At 63.4% G+C, this 19,893-nt stretch carries 5 protein-coding genes; 4 read left to right on the forward strand and 1 reads right to left on the reverse strand.

The window, feature by feature from the left end; all coding sequences use genetic code 11:
• Positions 1-59 precede the first annotated feature (59 nt).
• The 4 genes from D3H54_RS08310 (at position 60) to D3H54_RS08320 (ending at position 18,925) form a co-directional block, all read left to right on the forward strand.
• Positions 60-1,328 carry a glycosyltransferase gene (locus D3H54_RS08310; RefSeq protein WP_149378642.1) on the forward strand — a complete coding sequence of 423 codons (1,269 nt, stop codon included), beginning with the start codon at positions 60-62 and terminating at the stop codon, positions 1,326-1,328.
• A 300-nt stretch (positions 1,329-1,628) separates the two neighbouring features.
• A complete protein-coding gene (locus tag D3H54_RS08315) occupies positions 1,629-1,865 on the forward strand; it encodes an MbtH family protein (protein WP_149378643.1) in 237 nt (78 codons plus the stop codon).
• Positions 1,866-1,881: 16 nt separating this feature from the next.
• The gene (locus tag D3H54_RS31125; protein WP_168214812.1) at positions 1,882-6,477 is read left to right on the forward strand and encodes a non-ribosomal peptide synthetase; all 4,596 of its coding nucleotides are present in this window, start codon (positions 1,882-1,884) and stop codon (positions 6,475-6,477) included.
• Complete coding sequence (locus D3H54_RS08320; RefSeq protein WP_210419661.1) at positions 6,443-18,925, forward strand: non-ribosomal peptide synthetase; 12,483 nt, start codon at positions 6,443-6,445, stop codon at positions 18,923-18,925. Before D3H54_RS31125 ends, D3H54_RS08320 begins: the two co-directional genes overlap by 35 nt.
• Before the next feature lie 16 nt (positions 18,926-18,941).
• Here the strand turns inward: D3H54_RS08320 and D3H54_RS08325 are convergent, their stop codons facing one another.
• Positions 18,942-19,883, reverse strand: coding sequence for a metal-dependent hydrolase (locus D3H54_RS08325; RefSeq protein ID WP_149378644.1), 942 nt, complete (start codon positions 19,881-19,883; stop codon positions 18,942-18,944).
• Positions 19,884-19,893 lie beyond the last annotated feature (10 nt).

Below are 19,893 nucleotides of genomic sequence, written 5' to 3' on the forward strand. Positions count from 1 at the left end.
GCGCGCGCCGACGACCGCAGTCTGTCCACCGGGAATTGGAGAAGGGTCTACTTTTCGCGATGAAGATTGTGCTGGCAACATGGGGCAGTCGCGGTGACATCGAACCCAGCCTTGCGGTTGGTCGTGAATTGGTCCGACGAGGGCATGACGTCACCATGGCGGTGCCGCCCGACTTGGTCGGCTTCACCGAGGCTGCGGGTCCCACGGCCGTCGCCTTCGGGCCGAATTCGAAGGCCATCCTGGATGCGCACAGAGAGTTCTGGACGTGCTTCTTCCGTAACCCCTGGCGGGTCCGACGGCTGATCGACTCGCGGGTCGAAATCGCCGGCCCTCTGCTGCGCGGCTGGCAGGAGATGAGCACGACGCTGATGTCGCTCGCGGACGGCGCCGACCTCATCTTCACCGGCATCAATTTTGAGGATGCTGCCGCGAATGTTGCGGAACGCTACGACATTCCGCTGGCCACCTTGCATTACTTCCCGCTGCGGCCTAACGGCCAGGTCTTGCCGTTGCTACCACCGCGTTTCGGCCGCTCGGCGGTAAGGGCGTTCTGGTGGATGTCGTGGCGAGGGACGAAGAAGGCCGAAGACGCGCAGCGCCGAGAGCTGGGCCTGCCGAAGTCGACGGGATCCGCACCTAGAAGGATCACCAAGCGCGGATCGCTGGAAATTCAGGCCTACGACGAAGCTTGCTTTCCCGGACTGGCAGCAGAATGGGCGGAGTATCGAGAACAACGACCCTTTGTCGGCACACTGACTTTGGAGTTGGCGACGGATTCCGATGAGGAGATCGCATCGTGGATTGCGGAGGGAACGCCGCCAATCTTCTTCGGATTCGGCAGCATCCCGGTCGAATCTCCGTCTGACACGATCGCGATGATCAGCGGGGCGTGCACGCGCTTGGGCGAGCGAGCTTTAATCGGCGCGGCAGGCACCGATTTCAGCAACGTTGCGCGCCCAGAGCACGTCAAGGTCGTCGGCACGATGAACTACGCGACCGTCTTTCCTGCCTGTCGCGCGGTTGTTCACCACGGTGGCTCAAGCACAACACCCATCGTGATGCGCGCAGGGGTTCCTCAGCTGATTCTCTACTGGGACATGGTTCACGCGATCTACGGCGCGGCCGTCAAGCGGTTGAAAGTCGGCACCGCGAGGCGTTTCTCCACGGCAACAGAAGAGTCGCTGGTGGCAGACCTGCGTAAGATCCTCGCGCAGGACTACTTCGACAGGGCACGCGAGCTCGCGACAAAGATCACCCCGGCTTCGGGGAGCGCCGCGGCCGCGGCTGATCAGCTGGAGAGGCTCGTTCGGTTGCGTCCGGTCCGCTGAGCCGAGGTCGCTTGGACCGTCGGAATCGTCGCTGAGTGACGCCTGAGTCGACGGGTCCAAGGAGTGGTGAGGACTCCGCACCGCGGTTTGCCGCCTTTAGCGCGGCAACCGAAGGGTTGCCCCTTCCACCGCGGAAGTGACGCGCCAATGGCCGTCTTTAGCGCATTTGAGCGCGATTGCTGGATTACGCGGACTTCATAGTGATATGGCTCACATCCAACTCCGTGACAGCGGTCACATGGGGCAGTAAGGTTTCGAAAGCTCTTACTCGCATGTCAATAAAAGATGGTCGGAGGCCCGGTGAGCGTCAACCCCTTTGACGACGACAACGGCAACTTTCTGGTTTTGGTCAACGACGAAGATCAACACAGCCTGTGGCCGGTGTTTGCCGACGTTCCGGCTGGCTGGCGGGTGGTCTACGGGGAAGCGGACCGAGCTGCGTGCCTGGACTACATCGAACAGAACTGGACTGACATCCGGCCAAAGACGCTACGCGAGAGGCTGGCGGCGGCGGCTCCTGCCCAAGATTCTGCATAGGGGTTCAGAGGATTCAATGGAAAGTGAAAACGGCAGATTTCCGCTGACGCGCGCGCAGCTGGACATTTGGCTTGCCAACGAAACCGGTCATCAGACTGGTGCCGAATGGCAAGCCGGCTTGTTGATGAAGATCGATGGCGAGCTGGACCTTGAGATCCTTGAATGGGCAGTCCAGCGGGTGACGCATGAGGCTGAGCCGATTCGGGCTGCCTTCTTCGAAGATGACGGCCACGTCTACCAGCAGGCGATCGAGTACCCGGAAATCGAGCTGCCTTTCTACGACCTCAGCGGCTCCGACGACCCGGATCGATCAGTCCAGGAGACGGCGTTGTCGATTCAACGAACGCCAATGCCACTGACCGGGCCGCTGTTCAAGTACGCCGTTTTCCGGACGGGTCCCGAAGAGTTGTACACATTCGCTTGCTTTCACCACATTGTGATCGACGCGGCAGGTATCGGACTGGTCGGCAATCGAATCGCGTCGGTTTATTCTGCGGTTGTCGCGGGTGAACCAATTCCTCCGGCGTTCTTTGGATCACTGCACGATCTGGTCTATTGCGAGTCGGAATATGAAGCCTCCGACGCCTATCGCAACGATGAAGAATATTGGACCAATAATCTTCCTCGGGAAAGCAATTCGAATTCCGGTTCGATGGAAAACGCGAGCGAGCGTGATCCGAATTGGCAGTCGGTCCCTACGCAGTTGGATGCAGATGTGCTGCGTCGCGTCCAAGCGTTGGCCGATACGTGGAACATCCCGCGTTCGTCGATGATCATCGCGGCGTGCGCGCTGCTGGTGCGCGACCACTGTGCCGAAGGCTCGGAGGTTGTACTCGACCTGCCCGTGAGCCGCCGCGTGGTGGCGGAGTCGAAGACATTGCCGGGCATGCTCGCCGGTGTCGTGCCGCTAGTGCTCAGCCTGACCGCCGGGTCCACGGTGAAGGACCTATGTGGACATGTTGACGCGCGCATCCGGGAAGCGTTGCTGCATCAGCGATATCCGGTACCGGCCCTCGAACGGAAAACGCACCACCGTGGGTTAGCCCAGTCATCCGACCGGGTGGTCATCGACATCTTCCCGATGGCATTCTCGGTTGATTTCGGTGGTATCCCTGCGACCGCATCGATGACCAATTCGTCCTTCGTAGGCGGCTTTGGGTTCGTTTTCTCCGGTGTCGGTCAAGACCTCTTCCTTAGTACATTGGGCTCCGGGTTGTTCTCCGATTTGGAGGTCGCCGATCTGGCGTGGCGGTTGGAGCAGGTGCTCGACGCCATGGCAACCGATCCAACTCGATCGTTGTCGTCAGTAGACGTCTTCGAAGCCGCTGAGCGTGTTCAGCTGGAAGACTGGGGAAACGGGGGCGTCTTGACCGCTCCAATGCGCGCACCGCTGACGATCGCCGAGGCGTTCGCCGCACAGGCTGTGCGGACCCCCGATGCGACGGCAATCACGTGCCAAGGCGTTTCCACGTCGTACCGCGACCTGGATGCAGAGACGGACCGGTTGGCGCGCATGCTCGTGGCCGCCGGCGCCGGCCCGGGTCAGCGGGTTGCGATGTTGTTGCCGCGCTCGACCGACGCGATCGTGGCGATGGTGGCGATCGTGAAGGCCGGGGCGGCCTACGTGCCGATTGATCCGGCGGTACCGGCGACGAGGATGCAGTTCGTGCTCACCGACTCAAAGCCGGTTGCCGTACTGACCAGCGCGGACTTGGCTGAGCGGCTGTCCGGGCAGGACTTGCGCATCATCGACATAGATGATCGCGGGAAATCAGACGCTGAATCCTCCTCCAGCGCAGCGACATCGGGACCGCACGCCGACGACGTCGCCTACATCATCTACACCTCCGGGACGACAGGAACCCCGAAGGGGGTGGCGATCCCGCACGGCAACCTGACCAGGCTGCTGGAAACCTTGGATGCCGACCTGGATCTGGCGGGGCAGGTGTGGTCGCAATGCCACTCACTGGCTTTCGACTTCTCGGTGTGGGAGATCTGGGGCGCGCTGCTCTACGGTGGCCGTGTCGTGGTGGCGCCGGATGCGGTGGTCCGGTCGTCGGAAGACTTGCACGCCCTGCTCGCGGCCGAGCAGGTCACCATGCTGAGTCAAACCCCGTCGGCGTTCTATGCCCTACAGGCTGCCGACGAAGCGCAGCCCGAACTCGCCGCTCAGCTGAGCCTCAAAGTTGTGGTGTTTGGCGGGGAAGCCCTTGAGCCGCAACGTCTTCGCGTCTGGCGGAAGAGCCACCCTGACGCGCCGCGTCTGATCAACATGTACGGCATCACCGAGACGACGGTGCACGCGTCGTTCCGCGAGATCGTCGACGCAGATCTTGACAGCGTAGTGAGCCCCATCGGGGTGCCGCTGGGTCACCTCGGCTTCTTTGTGCTCGACAGCTGGATGCGCCCTGCGCCGACAGGTGTGGTCGGCGAGTTGTACGTAGCGGGAGCCGGTCTGGCGCACGGCTATGTCGGCCGGGCCGGTTTGTCGGCGGCCCGGTTCGTCGCCTGTCCCTATGGCAAGCCGGGCGAGCGTATGTATCGCACTGGGGATCTCGCCTACTGGGGCACCGACGGACAGCTGCGCTATGTGGGACGTGCCGATGAGCAGGTCAAGATCCGTGGGTATCGCATCGAGCTGGGCGAGGTGCAGGCGGCACTGGCCGGCTTGGACGGTGTGAAACAGGCAGTGGTGATCGCCCGCGAGGACCGCGCCGGTGACAAGCGTCTGGTGGGGTACTTCACCGGCGACGCGGACCCGGTCACCGTGCGTACCGTACTGGCCGACAAGCTGCCGTCCTACATGGTTCCGACCGCGGTCGTCGTGATGGATGCGCTGCCGCTGACCGTGAACGGCAAACTTGACACCAAAGCCCTGCCCGCGCCCGAGTATCAATCGGCCGACAACTACACCGCGCCGACCGATGCGGTGGAGGAGATTCTGGCCGGCATCTACGCCCAAGTCCTTGGGCTGGACAAGGTCGGCGTCGACGAGTCGTTCTTCGAGCTCGGCGGGGACAGCATCCTTTCGATGCAGGTGGTGGCACGAGCTCGTGCTGCGGGCGTGGTGTGCAGGCCGCGCGACATTTTCGTGGAGCAGACCGTGGCCCGGCTGGCTGCCGTGGCGGTGATGGCCGATGGCGATACCGACGGAAACGACAGCGGGGTTGGGCCGGTGGCGGCTACCCCAATCATCCGTTGGCTGGAAAGCCTTGAAAAGTCCGGCGTTTCCATCGATCAGTTCAATCAAACTGTGGTGGTACAAGCTCCCGAGGGAGCACACGAGGCTGACGTGGTGGCGATGCTCCAAGGACTGCTCGATAGTCATGCCATGTTGCGGCTGCGGGTCTCCGAGGACGATGCCGGCGGCTGGCTGCTCGATGTGCCCGAGGCCGGGGCGGTCGATGCCCGTGCATGCTTGCAAACCGTCGACGTGCTCACCGATGAGGCAATGGCCGAGGCCCAAACGCGGCTGGATCCCCGAGCCGGTGTGATGCTCAGCGCGCTCTGGGTGGCCTCAACCGGACGGCTGGTTTCGATCGTTCACCACTTGGCCGTCGACGGGGTGTCGTGGCGGATTCTGCTGGAAGACCTGAATATTGCCTGGTCCCAGCATCGGGCCGGCCAGCCCGTGCATTTGCCGGAGTCTGGGATCTCTTTCACCCGTTGGGCTTCGGTCTTGGCCGAATACGCCCGGTCCCCGAGTGTCGTAGAGCTCGCCGATTTATGGCGGCAGATCGAGGCGGTACCAGCGGTGCTTCCGCCGATGAACCCAGGTGCGGACACCATGGCCACAGCGGGAGCCATGTCGGTGGATCTGGACGTAGACACCACCCGGTCGCTCATCGGTGAGGTGCCCACGGCGTTCCATGCTGGGGTGCACGAAATCCTCTTGATCGCATTCGGATTGGCGATTTCTGAGTTCTTGGGCATGGGAGGTGACACGATCGCCATCGATGTGGAGGGCCACGGTCGTGACGAGGAGCTGGCGGGTGACACTGAGATTCAAGGTCTGTCCCGCACCGTCGGATGGTTCACTGCCAAGTATCCGGTGTCGTTGACGGTCGGTGGACTCGACTGGGCGCAGGTGGTTTCCGGTGGGCCGGCGGTGGGAGCCGTTGTCAAGGACGCCAAGGAACAATTGCGGAGCCTCCCTGACGGTTTGAGCTATGGGGCGCTGCGCTATCTGAACCAGGATGTCGCCCTCGACGGAGAGGATCCGGCCATCGGATTCAATTATCTGGGCCGACTGGGTTCGACCGCGGCCCGCGCATCCGGGGAACCCTCTGATATCTGGCAGATCTGTTGGGACGGCTTGGCGGACATCAACCCCCACGCGGAGTTATCCATGCCACTGGTGCACACGGTTGAGCTCAACGCCGGCACGGTAGACACCGACGCCGGCCCGTTCCTGCGTGCCAGCTGGACGTGGGCGTCCTCTGTGCTGAACGAGGCGCAGGTCAACCGGCTGAGTGCACTGTGGTTTGAGGCTCTGGCCGGCGTCTGTGCTCACGTTCGAGGCGGTGGTGGCGGCCTGACGCCGTCGGACCTGGCCGTGGGTCTCAGCCAGCAGCAAATTGACGAACTTCAGCGGCAATATGCAGATCGCTGACGTACTGCCCCTGACCCCACTGCAGCAGGGACTTCTGTTCCTCGCGAACACTGCGCAGGGCAGTGAGGATGTGTATGCGGTCCAACTGAATATCACGTTGAGCGGTCCACTCGAAAAGGATCGCTTGGGCGAGGCGGTGCAGTCGGCGGTGAAACGTCACCCCCAACTGGCGGCTCGCTTTTCGACGAAGTTCGGCGATCCTGTTCAGATCATCCCCGCGGACCCGGTAGCGCCGTGGCAGTTCGTCGACCTCACCGAAGGCACCGATATCGATGAACAAATTGAGCAGATACGTGCTGGCGAGCGCATTGCTGTCTGCGATTTATCCGATCAGCCCCCGGTTCGCGCATCCCTGATCCGCTTAGCGGCCGACCAGCACATGCTGGTGATGACCAACCACCACATTGTGCTAGACGGTTGGTCGCTGCCGATCTTGCTGGGTGAGATTTTCGCGGGCTACTACGGACAGCGATTGCCGCCGGCACCGTCCTTCCGCAGGTTTGTTAGCTGGCTGCGCGGTCGCGACCTCGATGCTGCACGCGCCGCGTGGGACGAGGTGCTGACCGGATTCGATACGCCTACCTTGGTGGCTGCAGCACGGCCAGCAGTATCCGGTCACGGTAGACGAGAAGTCGCGACATTCACGTTGTCGGAACAGGCCACAACCGCGATAGGTGAGTTGGCGCGGTCGTGCCACACCACCATCAGCACGGTGCTACAGGGTGCGTTCGCGCAGGTGTTGATGTTGCTGACTGGTCGGCAGGACGTCGTCTTCGGCACGACCGTCTCGGGGCGGCCGACCGAAATGTTTGGCGCGGACTCGATGGTCGGCCTGCTGATCAACACCGTGCCAGTGCGGGCGGCGGTAACCCCGACGTCCACCACCGTCGACCTACTCGCGAACCTGCAAGACGCCTACAGCCGCACTCTTGACCACCAGCACCTGGCGCTCAGCGAGATTCATCGCCTCACTGGGCAAGAGCAGCTCTTCGACGCGTTGTTCGTCTATGAGAACTACCCCCTCGACGCTGCTAAATTGTCGGGCGCCGATGGCCTGGCCGTCACCGGATTTGCGCACCACGAGTACAACCATTACCCCATCGCGATGCAGGCCATGCCGGGGGACGTACTGACTCTTCGCGTCGAGTACGACACTGATGTCTTCGGCGGGGACAGTGTTGGTGAACTGGTTGAGCGCTTCCGGCGGGTGTTGTTGGCGATGGCTGCTGATCCGTCTGCGCGGTTGTCGTCTGTGGATCTGCTCGATGAGGCTGAACACACGCTCCTGGATGGCTGGGGCAACCGGGCTGTGCTGGGAGAGTCGGTGGGCGCGCCAACATCGATCCCCGCGGTGTTCGCTGAGCGTGTGGTGTCCGCTGGCGACGAGTTGGCCCTCACTTGTGGACAGCGGTCATGGACGTACCGAGAACTCGATGAAGCGTCGAATCGTTTGGCGCAGTTGTTGATTGCCCGGGGGGTTCGGACGGGTCAGCGAGTAGCGTTGCTGTTACCGCGGACAGCTGAAGCTGTGGTGGCGATTCTGGCGGTTGTGAAGACCGGTGCGGCGTACGTGCCGATCGACCCGTCGGTGCCGGCTTCCCGAATGGAGTTCGTGCTTGGAGATGCGGCGCCGGTTGTGGCGGTCACCACTGCGGAGTTGGCGGATCGGCTGCGTGATCGGGAATTGTCGATCGTTGAGATCGATGATCCCGCGATTGATGGCCAGTCCACTTCCGGCCTAATGCCGCCGTCGGCGGATGAGATTGCGTACATCATTTACACCTCGGGGACGACTGGCACCCCGAAAGGTGTTGCTATTCCGCATCGTAATGTGACCTGTCTTCTGGAGACGTTAGATGCCGATATGGGTCTGGCGCGGCAGGTGTGGACACAATGCCATTCGTTGGCTTTTGACTATTCGGTGTGGGAGATCTGGGGCCCGCTGCTGTATGGCGGCCGCGTCATAGTGGTACCTGATCCGGTGGTGCGCTCTGCGGAGGATTTGCACGCGCTGTTGGTGGCCGAAGGTGTCACGGTACTGAGCCAGACTCCGTCGGCGTTCTACGCATTGCAGGCTGCTGATGCGCTTAATCCCGAGCGGGGTCGCCGGCTCAAGCTCGAAGCCGTGATATTTGGTGGAGAAGCCCTTGAGCCGCACCGTCTTCGGACGTGGATGGCTGATCACCCTGACTCGCCGCGGTTGATCAACATGTATGGCATCACTGAGACGACGGTGCATGCATCGTTCCGGGCGATCTGTGCTGAGGATGTCGATAGTGTCGTGAGCCCTATTGGTGTGCCGTTGGCACATTTGGGCTTCTTTGTACTCGACAACGCGTTGCGGCCAGTGCCCGTGGGTGTTGCCGGTGAGTTGTATGTGGCCGGTGCGGGTTTGGCCTATGGGTATGTAGGCCGAGCGGAGTTGACTGCGTCGCGGTTTGTGGCGTGTCCGTTCGGTCCTACGGGGTCACGGATGTATCGCACCGGGGATGTGATGGCGTGGGGTGCCGATGGGCAGTTGCGCTACATGGGTCGTGCCGATGAGCAGGTGAAGATCCGGGGGTATCGCATCGAGCTCGGTGAGGTGCAGGCCGCGTTGAGTGCGGTCACCGGTGTCGAGCAGGCTGAAGTGATTGCCCGCGAGGACCGCCCGGGTGATAAGCGTTTGGTGGGGTATGTCACCGGTGCTGTGGAACCGGTGGCGGTGCGTGCCGCGTTACTCGAGCGGTTGCCGGAGTACATGATTCCGGTGGTGGTGGTGTTGGATGCGTTGCCGTTGACGGTGAACGGCAAGCTGGACAAGCGCGCCCTGCCCGCACCTGAGTACCAGCCCGTGGACTCCTATCGTGCGCCGTCGGACGCGGTCGAAGAGATATTAGCCGGTGTCTTCGCCCAGGTGCTGGGAGTGGACCGGGTCGGGGTGGATGACTCGTTCTTCGAGCTGGGCGGGGATTCGTTGTCGGCGATGCGTTTGGTCGCGGCGGTGAATGTCGCGTTAGATGCTGGGTTGCCGGTGCGGGCATTGTTTGATGCGCCTTCGGTGGCGCAGTTGGCGACGCATATTGGCGGTGATAGGGAGCGGCTTGATCCCTTAGTGACGATGGAGCGACCTGCGGTGATCCCGTTGTCGTTCTCCCAGAAGAGATTGTGGTTCCTCGATCAATTGCAGGGGCCTTCGCCGATCTACAACATGCCGTTGGCGTTGCGATTGACAGGGACGCTGAACGCTGAGGCTCTCGGCTCCGCTATGGCTGATGTGGTGGGTCGTCATGAGAGCCTGCGGACGTTGTTCACCGCGCCCGGCGGAGTCCCGCAGCAACTCGTGATCGAACGTGAGCGAGCCGACTTCGGTTGGGAGATCGTTGATGCGACTGGCTGGTCGCAGGCCCAGTTGGATGACGCTGTCACCGCACTGACGCGGCATTCGTTTGATTTGGCAACCGAGATCCCGTTGCGCGCGCGGCTTTTCCGCATTGCCGAAGACGAGCATGTCGTGGTGTCGGTGGCCCACCACATCGCTGCCGACGGCTTGTCGGCGACGCCGTTAGTGCGTGACCTGAGCATTGCATATGTCTGCCGGTGCTTGGGGATAGCGCCTGCGTGGGCTGATTTACCAGTGCAGTATGTGGATTACACGTTGTGGCAGCGCGCGCAGTTTGGTGATCTGGATGATCCGGACAGTGCCATTGCGTCGCAGTTGGCTTATTGGCAGGATGCTTTGGCGGGCATGCCCGAGCGGTTGGCGTTGCCGACGGATCGGCCGTATCCGGTGGTGGCCGATCAGAGTGGTGCCAGTATTTCGGTCCATTGGCCGATTGAGTTGCAAGAGCGGATCACCCGAGTCGCTCGTCAGCACAATGCGACGAGTTTTATGTTGATGCAGGCTGCATTAGCGGTGTTGTTGGCCAGGTTGTCGGCGAGTTCCGATGTGGCAGTGGGCTTCCCGATCGGCGGGCGGCGGGATCCTGCGCTCGATGACCTGATCGGCTTTTTCGTTAACACCTTGGTGCTGCGAGTCGATGTTAGTGGCGATCCCACCGTGACCGACTTGCTGGCGCAGGTGCGGCAGCGCAGCCTGGCGGCCTTTGAGCATCAGGATGTGCCATTTGAGGTGATCGTCGATCGCGTCAACCCCACCCGGTCGCTGACCCATCACCCGCTGGTGCAGGTGATGTTGGGATGGCGAAGCCTCCCCGGGGAGGCCAGCGACGAGATCGCCATGGCCCTAGGTGATCTGCACGTCACCCAGCTACCCGTGGATACCGGCACTGCGCGGGTGGATCTGGCGTTGTCGTTCAATGAACGTTGGAGCCAGGCTGGTGAGCCCGCGGGCTTGTCGGGGATGGCCGAATTCCGCACTGACGTGTTCGATGCGGCCACCATCGAGACGTTGATGGAGCGGCTGCGACGGGTGTTGGTGGCGATGACCGACGATCCGGCGCGGCTGCTGTCCTCCGTGGATGTGCTCGACGACGCGGAGCGTTCACGTCTGGATGCCTTCGGCAATCGAGCAGTGTTGACGCAGGTCGGGGCGGGTGCGGTTTCGGTGCCGGAGTTGTTCGGCGCCCAGGTCACTCGCGCCCCGGATGCGGTTGCGCTGACATCCGGCGAGGTTTCCATGACCTACCAGGAGCTGGACGAGGCGGCAAATCGCCTCGCGCACTTGCTGTCTGGTCACCGTGTCGGCGCCGGCGACTGTGTGGCGCTACTGCTGGACCGCTCGGCTGAGGCTGTCGTCGTCATGCTGGCCGCGCTCAAACTCGGGGCCGCGTACCTGGCGATCGATCCTGCGCTGCCGGAGGCCCGCGTCGAGTTCATGCTCGCCGATGCGGCACCGGTTGCCGTCGTCACCACTGAAGCGCTTCGGCCGCGACTACACGGGCACGATGTGACGGTCGTGGATATCGACGACCCGGCAGTCGGCAACCAGCCCACCACGGCGCTGCCCGCCCCATCTCCGGACAACATCGCTTACCTGATCTATACCTCAGGCACGACCGGCACCCCCAAAGGTGTTGCGCTGTCGCACCGGAACCTGGCCCACCTGGCTGACTCGGCGCACCCCGACCTGCCGATCGATCAGGTATGGACGCAATGCCACTCGTACGCCTTCGACTTCTCGGTGTGGGAGATCTGGGCCGCACTGCTCGGTGGCGGGCGGCTGTTGGTGGTGCCCGATCCGGTTGTCCGTTCGCCCGATGATTTTCACGCGCTGCTGGTCAGCGAACACGCAAATGTGCTCACCCAAACACCGTCCGCGGTAGCGGCATTGCGGCCGCAGGGGCTGGAGTCGGTGGCTCTGCTGCTCGGCGGCGAGGCCTGCCCGCCCGAAGTGGTCGAGCAGTGGGCCCTCGGACGGGTGGTCATCAACGCCTACGGCCCCACCGAGGTCACGGTCTACGCCTCGATGAGCAGGCCGCTGGTGGTTGGGGCGGAGGTGCCGATCGGCGCGCCGCCACCGACTGTCGCAGCGTTCGTTCTCGACGAACGGCTGCGCCCAGTGCCGGAGGGAGTCATCGGTGAGCTCTATGTGGCCGGCCGCGGCGTGGGTGTCGGCTACGTCGGCCGGACCGGGTTGACGGCGTCTCGCTTCGTCCCGTGCCCGTTCGGCGAACCCGGGCAGCGGATGTACCGCACCGGAGACCTGGTCCGGTGGCGTCGGGACGGCCAGCTCCAATATTTGGGCCGCGCCGATGAGCAGGTCAAGATCCGCGGGTACCGCATTGAGCCCGGCGAGGTGCAGGCTGTGCTGGCCGGGCTCGACGGCGTCGAGCAGGCGGTGGTGATCGCGCGCGAGGATAACACCGGCGACCCACGGCTGGTGGGTTACTTCACCGGCACCGCGGATCCGGTCAAGGTCCGGGTCGCACTCGCCGAAAGGTTGCCGGCCTACATGGTTCCGACCGCGCTGCTGGAGTTGCCGGCGCTGCCGCTGACCGTCAGCGGCAAGCTGGACCGGCGAGCGCTGCCGGCACCGGACTACCAGGACGCGGGAAACTACCGTGCGCCAAGCACTCCCACTGAGGAGATCCTGGCCGGGATCTTCGCGCAGGTGCTCGGCATCGATCGCGTCGGGGTGGACGACTCGTTCTTCGATCTCGGCGGGGATTCGTTGTCGGCGATGCGTCTGGTCGCGGCGGTCAACAACAGCCTGGGCTGCGGACTTGCGGTCCGCGTACTGTTCGAGGCGCCCGCTGTCGCGCAGCTTGCGCTGCGAGTCACAGGTGACGAAACCCGGTCTGAGCCACTGGTCGCCGGCCCGCGGCCCGATGTCGTACCACTGTCGTTCGCCCAGAACCGGTTGTGGATCGTCGACCAGCTCCAAGGCCCGTCTCCGATCTACAACCTCCCGGTGTCGTTACGGCTCCGGGGCGAGCTTGATGCCGATGCGCTCGGTGCTGCGCTGGCCGACGTCGTGGACCATCAGGAAAGTCTGCGCACCCGGTTCCCGGCAGTCGACGGTGTACCACAACAGCTCATCGTGCCTGCTGATGTCGCGGACTTCGGCTGGGCCGTCATTGATGCCACCGGGTGGTCGGCCGCAGAGCTGGCCGATGCCATTGAGGCGGCGACGCGGTACACCTTTGATCTCGCTACCGAAATACCGATGCAGGCAAGGCTTTTCCGAATCGCAGGCGATGAACATGTGCTGGTGGCCGTGGTACACCACATCGCCGCCGACGGATGGTCCGTCGCGCCGCTGGTGCGTGATCTTGGCGTCGCCTACGCAAGCCGGTTGGCGGGTGAGGAACCCGGCTGGGCCGATCTGGCCGCGCAATACGTCGACTACACGCTCTGGCAACGCTCCCGACTCGGGGACCTGGCCGACGCCGACAGCCGCATCTCCGCGGAACTGGCCTACTGGGAAGGCGCCCTGGCCGGCATGCCCGAGCAGTTGCAGCTACCCACCGACCGGCCCTACCCGTTGGTCGCTGACTATCGCGGTGCTCGGCTCGATGTGGAGTGGCCCGCGGAATTGCAGCAGCAGGTCGCCCGGGTGGCTCGCGAGCACAACGCCACTCCGTTCATGGTCATCCAGACCGCGCTAGCGGTGCTGCTGTCAAACCTGTCCGCCAACAACGATGTGGCGGTTGGGTTCCCGATCGCGGGTCGCGGTGACGCCGCACTGGACGAGCTCGTCGGTTTCTTCGTCAACACGTTGGTGTTGCGCGTCGACCTGACCGGCAATCCCACCTTCGCCGATCTGCTGGGCCAGGTACGCCGCCGCAGCTTGTCCGCCTACGAGCATCAGGATGTTCCCTTCGAGGTGTTGGTAGAGCGGCTCAAGCCGACCCGCAGCATGGCTCACCACCCCCTTGTGCAGGTGGTGTTGGCCTGGCAGAACTTCGGCTGGCAAGCAGGTGACGCCGCCGGCCTGTCGCTGGGTGACCTTCGGGTCGAGCCGATGGCAGTGGATACCGAGACGTCGCGCATGGATCTCACCTTCAACCTTGGCGAACGCTGGGACGACGCCGGTGGTCCCGCCGGGATCGGTGGTGGCGTCGAATTCCGCACTGACGTATTCGATGTCGCCAGCATCAAGACGCTGGTCGACCGATTCCAGCGGGTGCTGACCGAGATGACGGCCGACCCAGCTCAGCGGATGTCGGCGCTGGATGTGCTGGATACCGCAGAACACAGCAGGCTCGACGAGGTCGGCAACCGCCCGGTACTGACCCGGCAGGCGAACAGTGCGGAATCGCTCGCATCGATGTTCGACGCGCAGGCGGCACGTACTCCCCACGCGGTGGCGGTCACCTTAGAGGGCGTGTCGCTGACGTACCGTGAACTCGACGAGGCGGCCACTCGTGCGGCGCACGTATTGGCCAGTCGCGGTGCAGGACCCGGTCAGCGGGTGGCGCTGTTGTTGCCGCGCTCGGCCGAGGCGATCGTGGCGATGGTGGCGACCGTCAAGACCGGGGCAACCTATGTGCCGATCGATCCCTCGGTACCGGAGCAGCGCCGGCAGTTCGTCCTCGGCGATGCACAGCCGGTCGTCGCGGTCACCACCGCTGAACTGGCCGGATTGCTGGACGGACAGGAGCTTTCGACGATCAGTACTACTGATCTGGTCCATCCCGCCGGCGACACCGGCGCACCGTTGGCCGGGCCGCAGGCCGACGACATCGCATACATAATTTACACGTCCGGTACCACGGGAACGCCCAAGGGCGTTGCGATTCCACATCGCAACGTGATTCGTCTCCTGGAGACACTGGACGCCGATATGGACATGGGTGGCCTGGCCTGGTCGCAATGCCATTCGCTGGCCTTCGACTTCTCGGTGTGGGAGATCTGGGGTGCGTTGCTCTACGGCGGCCGCGTGGTCGTCGTCCCCGATTCGGTGGTGCGTTCGCCGGAAGACCTGCATGCCCTGTTGGTTTCCGAGCAGGTCGGTGTGCTGAGCCAGACGCCCTCGGCGTTCTATGCACTGCAGACCGCCGATGCCGCGAATCCGGAGTTCGGTTCCCAGCTGAAGCTCGAAGCCGTGGTGTTCGGCGGGGAAGCCCTTGAGCCACAGAAGATGCGGGCATGGCTGGAGAATCATCCGCCTGGTTCACCGCGCCTGATCAACATGTACGGCATCACCGAGACCACGGTTCATGCGTCGTTCCGAGAAATCGTTGCAGGCGACGCCGAGAGTGCCGTCAGCCCTATCGGGGTGCCACTGGGACATCTCGGCTTCTTCGTTCTCGATACGCTGTTGCGGCCGGTACCGGCGGGCGTCGTCGGCGAGTTGTACGTGGCCGGCGCTGGTGTCGCCGACGGGTACATCGGCCGGGCCGGGCTGTCCTCGACTCGATTCGTTGCCTGCCCCTTCGGCGCCCCCGGTGCACGGATGTACCGCACCGGCGACCTGATGGCGTGGGGCGCCGACGGCGAGTTGCGCTACATGGGCCGCTCTGACGAGCAGGTGAAGATCCGCGGATACCGGATCGAGCTCGGCGAGATCCAAGCCGCACTCAGCGATCTGGACGGAGTCGAGCAGGCGGTGGTGGTCGCCCGCGAAGACCGACCCGGCGACAAGCGTCTCGTTGGGTACGTGACCGGCGATGTCGACCCGGTTGCCGCACGTGCCGCACTGGCCGACCGGTTGCCGGCCTACATGGTTCCCACCGCGGTGGTGGCAATCGCCGCTCTGCCTCTGACCGTCAACGGCAAGCTGGACACCAAGGCCCTTCCGGCGCCGGACTATCAGGACGTCGACTCCTACCGCGCCCCGTCGGACGCGGTGGAGGAGATCCTGGCCGGCATCTACGCGCAGGTACTCGGCCTCGAACGGGTCGGTGTCGACGAATCGTTCTTTGAACTCGGTGGCGACAGCATCCTGTCGATGCAGGTGGTGGCGCGGGCGCGGGCCGCCGGGGTGCTCTGCCGGCCGCGCGACATCTTCGTCGAGCAAACGGTGGCTGGGCTGGCCAGGGTCGTAACCGTTACCGACGGCGAGAACGACGTGGTCGACGAGGGCATCGGTGAGTTGTTGGCCACGCCAATCATCCAGTGGTTGAACGATGTTCAGGGCCCGGTCGACCAGTTCAATCAAACCGTGTTGATCCAGGCGCCGGTCGGTGTGACCGAAAACGACGTGCTGGTGGTTCTCCAAGCGGTGTTGGATCGGCACGCCACGCTGCGAATGGTCGTCGAGGACGACGGCGCGGGGGGCTGGTCGCTGGGCGTGCCCGAGGCGGGGGTGGTGGATGCCCGCACATGCCTCCACACGGTTGACGTAATTTCCGACGAGACGATCGTCAAGGCTCGATCCAGGCTGAGCCCGGCGACCGGGGCGATGGTCAGCGCACTGTGGGCGCCTCCCACCGGGCAGCTTCTGATGATCGTGCACCATCTCGCGGTCGATGGCGTCTCATGGCGAATCCTGCTGGAGGACTTCAACCTTGCATGGGCCCGGCTGCACGGCGGGCAGCCCGTCGAGTTACCCGCACCGCGGACATCCTTCCGTCGGTGGGCGTCTATTCTGGCCGAGCACGCGAACCACCCGGATGTAGTGGACACAGCGCAGCGCTGGCGGGACATCGCGGCAATTCCCGCGCCGCTGCCCGCCGTGCAACCGGTGGTCGACACCTACGCCAATGCCGGCAGCCTGTCAGTGGAGCTCGATCACGAGACCACCAGGATGCTGCTCGGCGAAGTGCCCGCGGCTTTCCACGCGGGCATAAACGACATCTTGCTGATCGCATTCGGATTGGCGCTCAGCGAATTCCTGGGCACCGCAGGGTCTCCTGTCGTCATCGACGCTGAAGGCCATGGCCGCCAGGAAGAGGTGGCCGATGTCGACCTGTCGCGGACAGTCGGATGGTTCACGACCAAGTATCCGATCGCGCTCGCGGCGGGCGGGCTGGACTGGGAGCAGGTGCTGGCTGGTGCGGCTGAACTGGGACCGATCATCAAGGACGCCAAAGAGCAACTTCGGGCGCTGCCCGACGGGTTGACCTATGGGCTGCTGCGCTATCTCAACGCAGATATCGATTTGGCCGGCGCGGATCCGACGATCGGTTTCAATTATCTCGGCCGAATGAGTGGCGGCGGCGACGTTTCCGGTGACTTCTGGGAGATCCGCGAGGACGGATGGAAGGTGGCGGGCGAAGCTGCGGCGATCCCGATGCCGCTCATGCACACTGTCGAGCTGAATGCCGGAACCGTGGAAACCCTTGACGGGCCGCGCCTTCGGGCCGGCTGGACGTGGGCGCTGTCCGCCTTGGACCGCGCGCAAGTAACTCGCCTGTCCGGGCTGTGGTTCGATGCACTCGCCGGCATCTGCGCGCACGTGCATGGCGGGGGCGGGGGATTGACCCCGTCCGATATCGCGCCTGCCCGGTTGACCCAGCAGCAGATCGACGAACTGTGCCAGCAGTATCCGGTGGCGGACATCTTGCCGCTGACTCCGTTGCAGCAGGGCTTGTTGTTCCATGCCGGGGTGGCACGTAGCTGTGGCGACGACGTGTATGCGGTGCAGCTGGATCTCACGCTGAGTGGGCGCCTCGATCCCCATCGGTTACGCGAAGCCGTGCGGGCGGTGGTGACCCAGCACCCCAACTTGGCGCCGCGGTTTGTCGACAAGTTCGACATGCCGGTACAGGTTCTGATGAACGATCCGCAAATACCCTGGCGCCAGGTCGAACTGGAGCCCAAGGTCAATATCGACCAACAGATCGCACGCATCTGTGCTGACGAGCGCGCCGCAGTCTGTGACCTGGCTGGTGGGCTGCCGATCCGCGCAGTACTTATCCGTACGGCACCTAACCAGCACCGGTTCATCCTGACCAATCACCACATCGTGTTGGACGGGTGGTCGCTGCCGCTGATGCTGGGCGAAGTGTTCGCTGGCTACTATGGTCAGCGGTTGCCCGCCGCGGTGCCGTACCGTCGGTTCGTCAGTTGGCTTGCGGAGCGTGATCTGGAAACCTCGCGCGCGGTGTGGCGGCAAGTGTTGGCTGGGCTTGACTCGCCAACTTTGGTTGCTCCGCGATCACTATCGGCACGCGGCGGCCGAAACGTCACTTCGCTTCTATTGTCGGAGGAGACCACCCGCGCGCTCGGCGAGTTGGCGCGAACATCTCACACCACCGTCAGCATGCTGCTGCAGGGTGCTTTTGCGCAGTTGCTGATGGCCATGACGGGCCAGCGGGACGTTGTCTTCGGCTCGGTTGTTTCGGGCCGGCCCGACGAGGTGTCTGGTGTGGATTCGATGGTGGGGTTGTTGATCAACACCGTGCCGGTGCGGGCTACCTTCGCATCGACGACCACCACCGCGGATCTACTCGCCCAGCTGCAAAAGGTTCGGACCCAGACTCTTGAGCATGAACACCTAGGGCTCAACGAGATTCATCGGGAGACTGGCCACCGGCGGCTGTTCGATACCGTGTTTGTTTACGAGAATTATCCTGCCGACGCCGCTGCGTTGGCGGGTGCGGACGGATTGGCCATCACCGAACTCGCCAACCGCGACTACTACCACTACCCGTTGACGATTCAAGCGGTACCGGGCAACCAGCTGGACTTGCGAATCCAGTACCGGACAGACGTTTTCGACGAGGTGGATATCGCAATGTTGGCCGGACACTTCGAGCAGATTTTGTTAGCGATGGCCGCCGATCCTTCGCGTCCGGTGTCGTCGGCTGATCTGCTTGACTCAAATCAGTTGTCGGTAATCGGTGAGCCCGCCATCGGGGTGATCGAAGATGACGACAATGCCGGCAACATCGACCGTCCCGCTACGGTCGCCGAGAAAGCGTTGGCTGATGTCTACGCCCGGGTGTTGGGCGTCGACGGCGTCGGAATTGATGAATCGTTCTTCGATCGAGGCGGTGATTCACTTTCCGCAGTACGCGCAGTCGCCGCGATCAACGCCGTTCTGGGTGCCGATTTGACCGTCTCCACCATGTTCGAAGCCCCGACCGTCCGCAGCCTGGCCCGACGCTTGCCTGACTAGCCGTGATGCGGGCCTTTCAGCCGTCGTTGCGGGTGGCGGTGTACCAGCGCGTCACGTCGTAGCCGGCCTCGTAGCGAGCGAGCCATTCGGCAGCCAACGCCGGCAGTTTCTGCTTGGCAGGCTTGTGACCGGGAATCTGGCTGCGTACAACCCCATAGACCGCGGTCAGCTGCTCACGAAGCGGCACTTGGCGATACGCCTTGAGGTACGGGCCGTTGTCGGGGATGTCGACGGCCAGGAGGTTCTTGAGGGATGGAAACCGCTCCACGAGGGCGACCTTCCAGTATTTTCCAAACATCGACATCGCGTCGACTTGCCGGTCGTCGAGCGGCACGTGTTCATTGAAACCTTGGGCGGTCCTTACCACCACTGAGGTGGCATGCCCAAAGACGGCCGGCGCGAGCCGCATGCGATACCACGAATTGCCGACAACTGAGTCGAAGATGATGAGCGCAGAACTCCGATGCTCGATTTCTTCGACGAAGTGCCACAGCAGAAGCGACGCCACGCGGTCATCGCCGGGCGCGAACAAAGTGTCGGCGTTATCGAGGATCAGTTTGAATGCCGGCGTAAACGTCGCCTCCATGTCGGCGATGTAGGCCAATCGGTATTCCAGGGGCGTGGTTGTGGCCAAACGACCGTATTCTGCGATGACCTCGTCGAGCGTGGCACCGAGTGCGGGGTGACTCCGGATGAGGGCCTTCGCATGCTGTCGGTGGGCCATGCTGTGCTGGCTTTCTTGCCGGACGAACGCTTCTGCCTCTTCGTGTACCGCCGGGTCCTTGATCAGCGGCATCGCCTCGTTGACGGTCATGGTGATCAATTTCTCGATGCCGAGAAACAGGAACGACAGCGCGTTCGTCGCCGCGGAGAATGTCGGATCGGACTCGTTCCACAGGAATGGCACGTCGTAATCAGCGAATCCGAATCGCAACTTCCGCACATGCAGGTCAGTCATCTTGAGCAGC

The sequence above is a fragment of the Mycobacterium sp. ELW1 genome (assembly GCF_008329905.1).
Lineage (GTDB): Bacteria > Actinomycetota > Actinomycetes > Mycobacteriales > Mycobacteriaceae > Mycobacterium.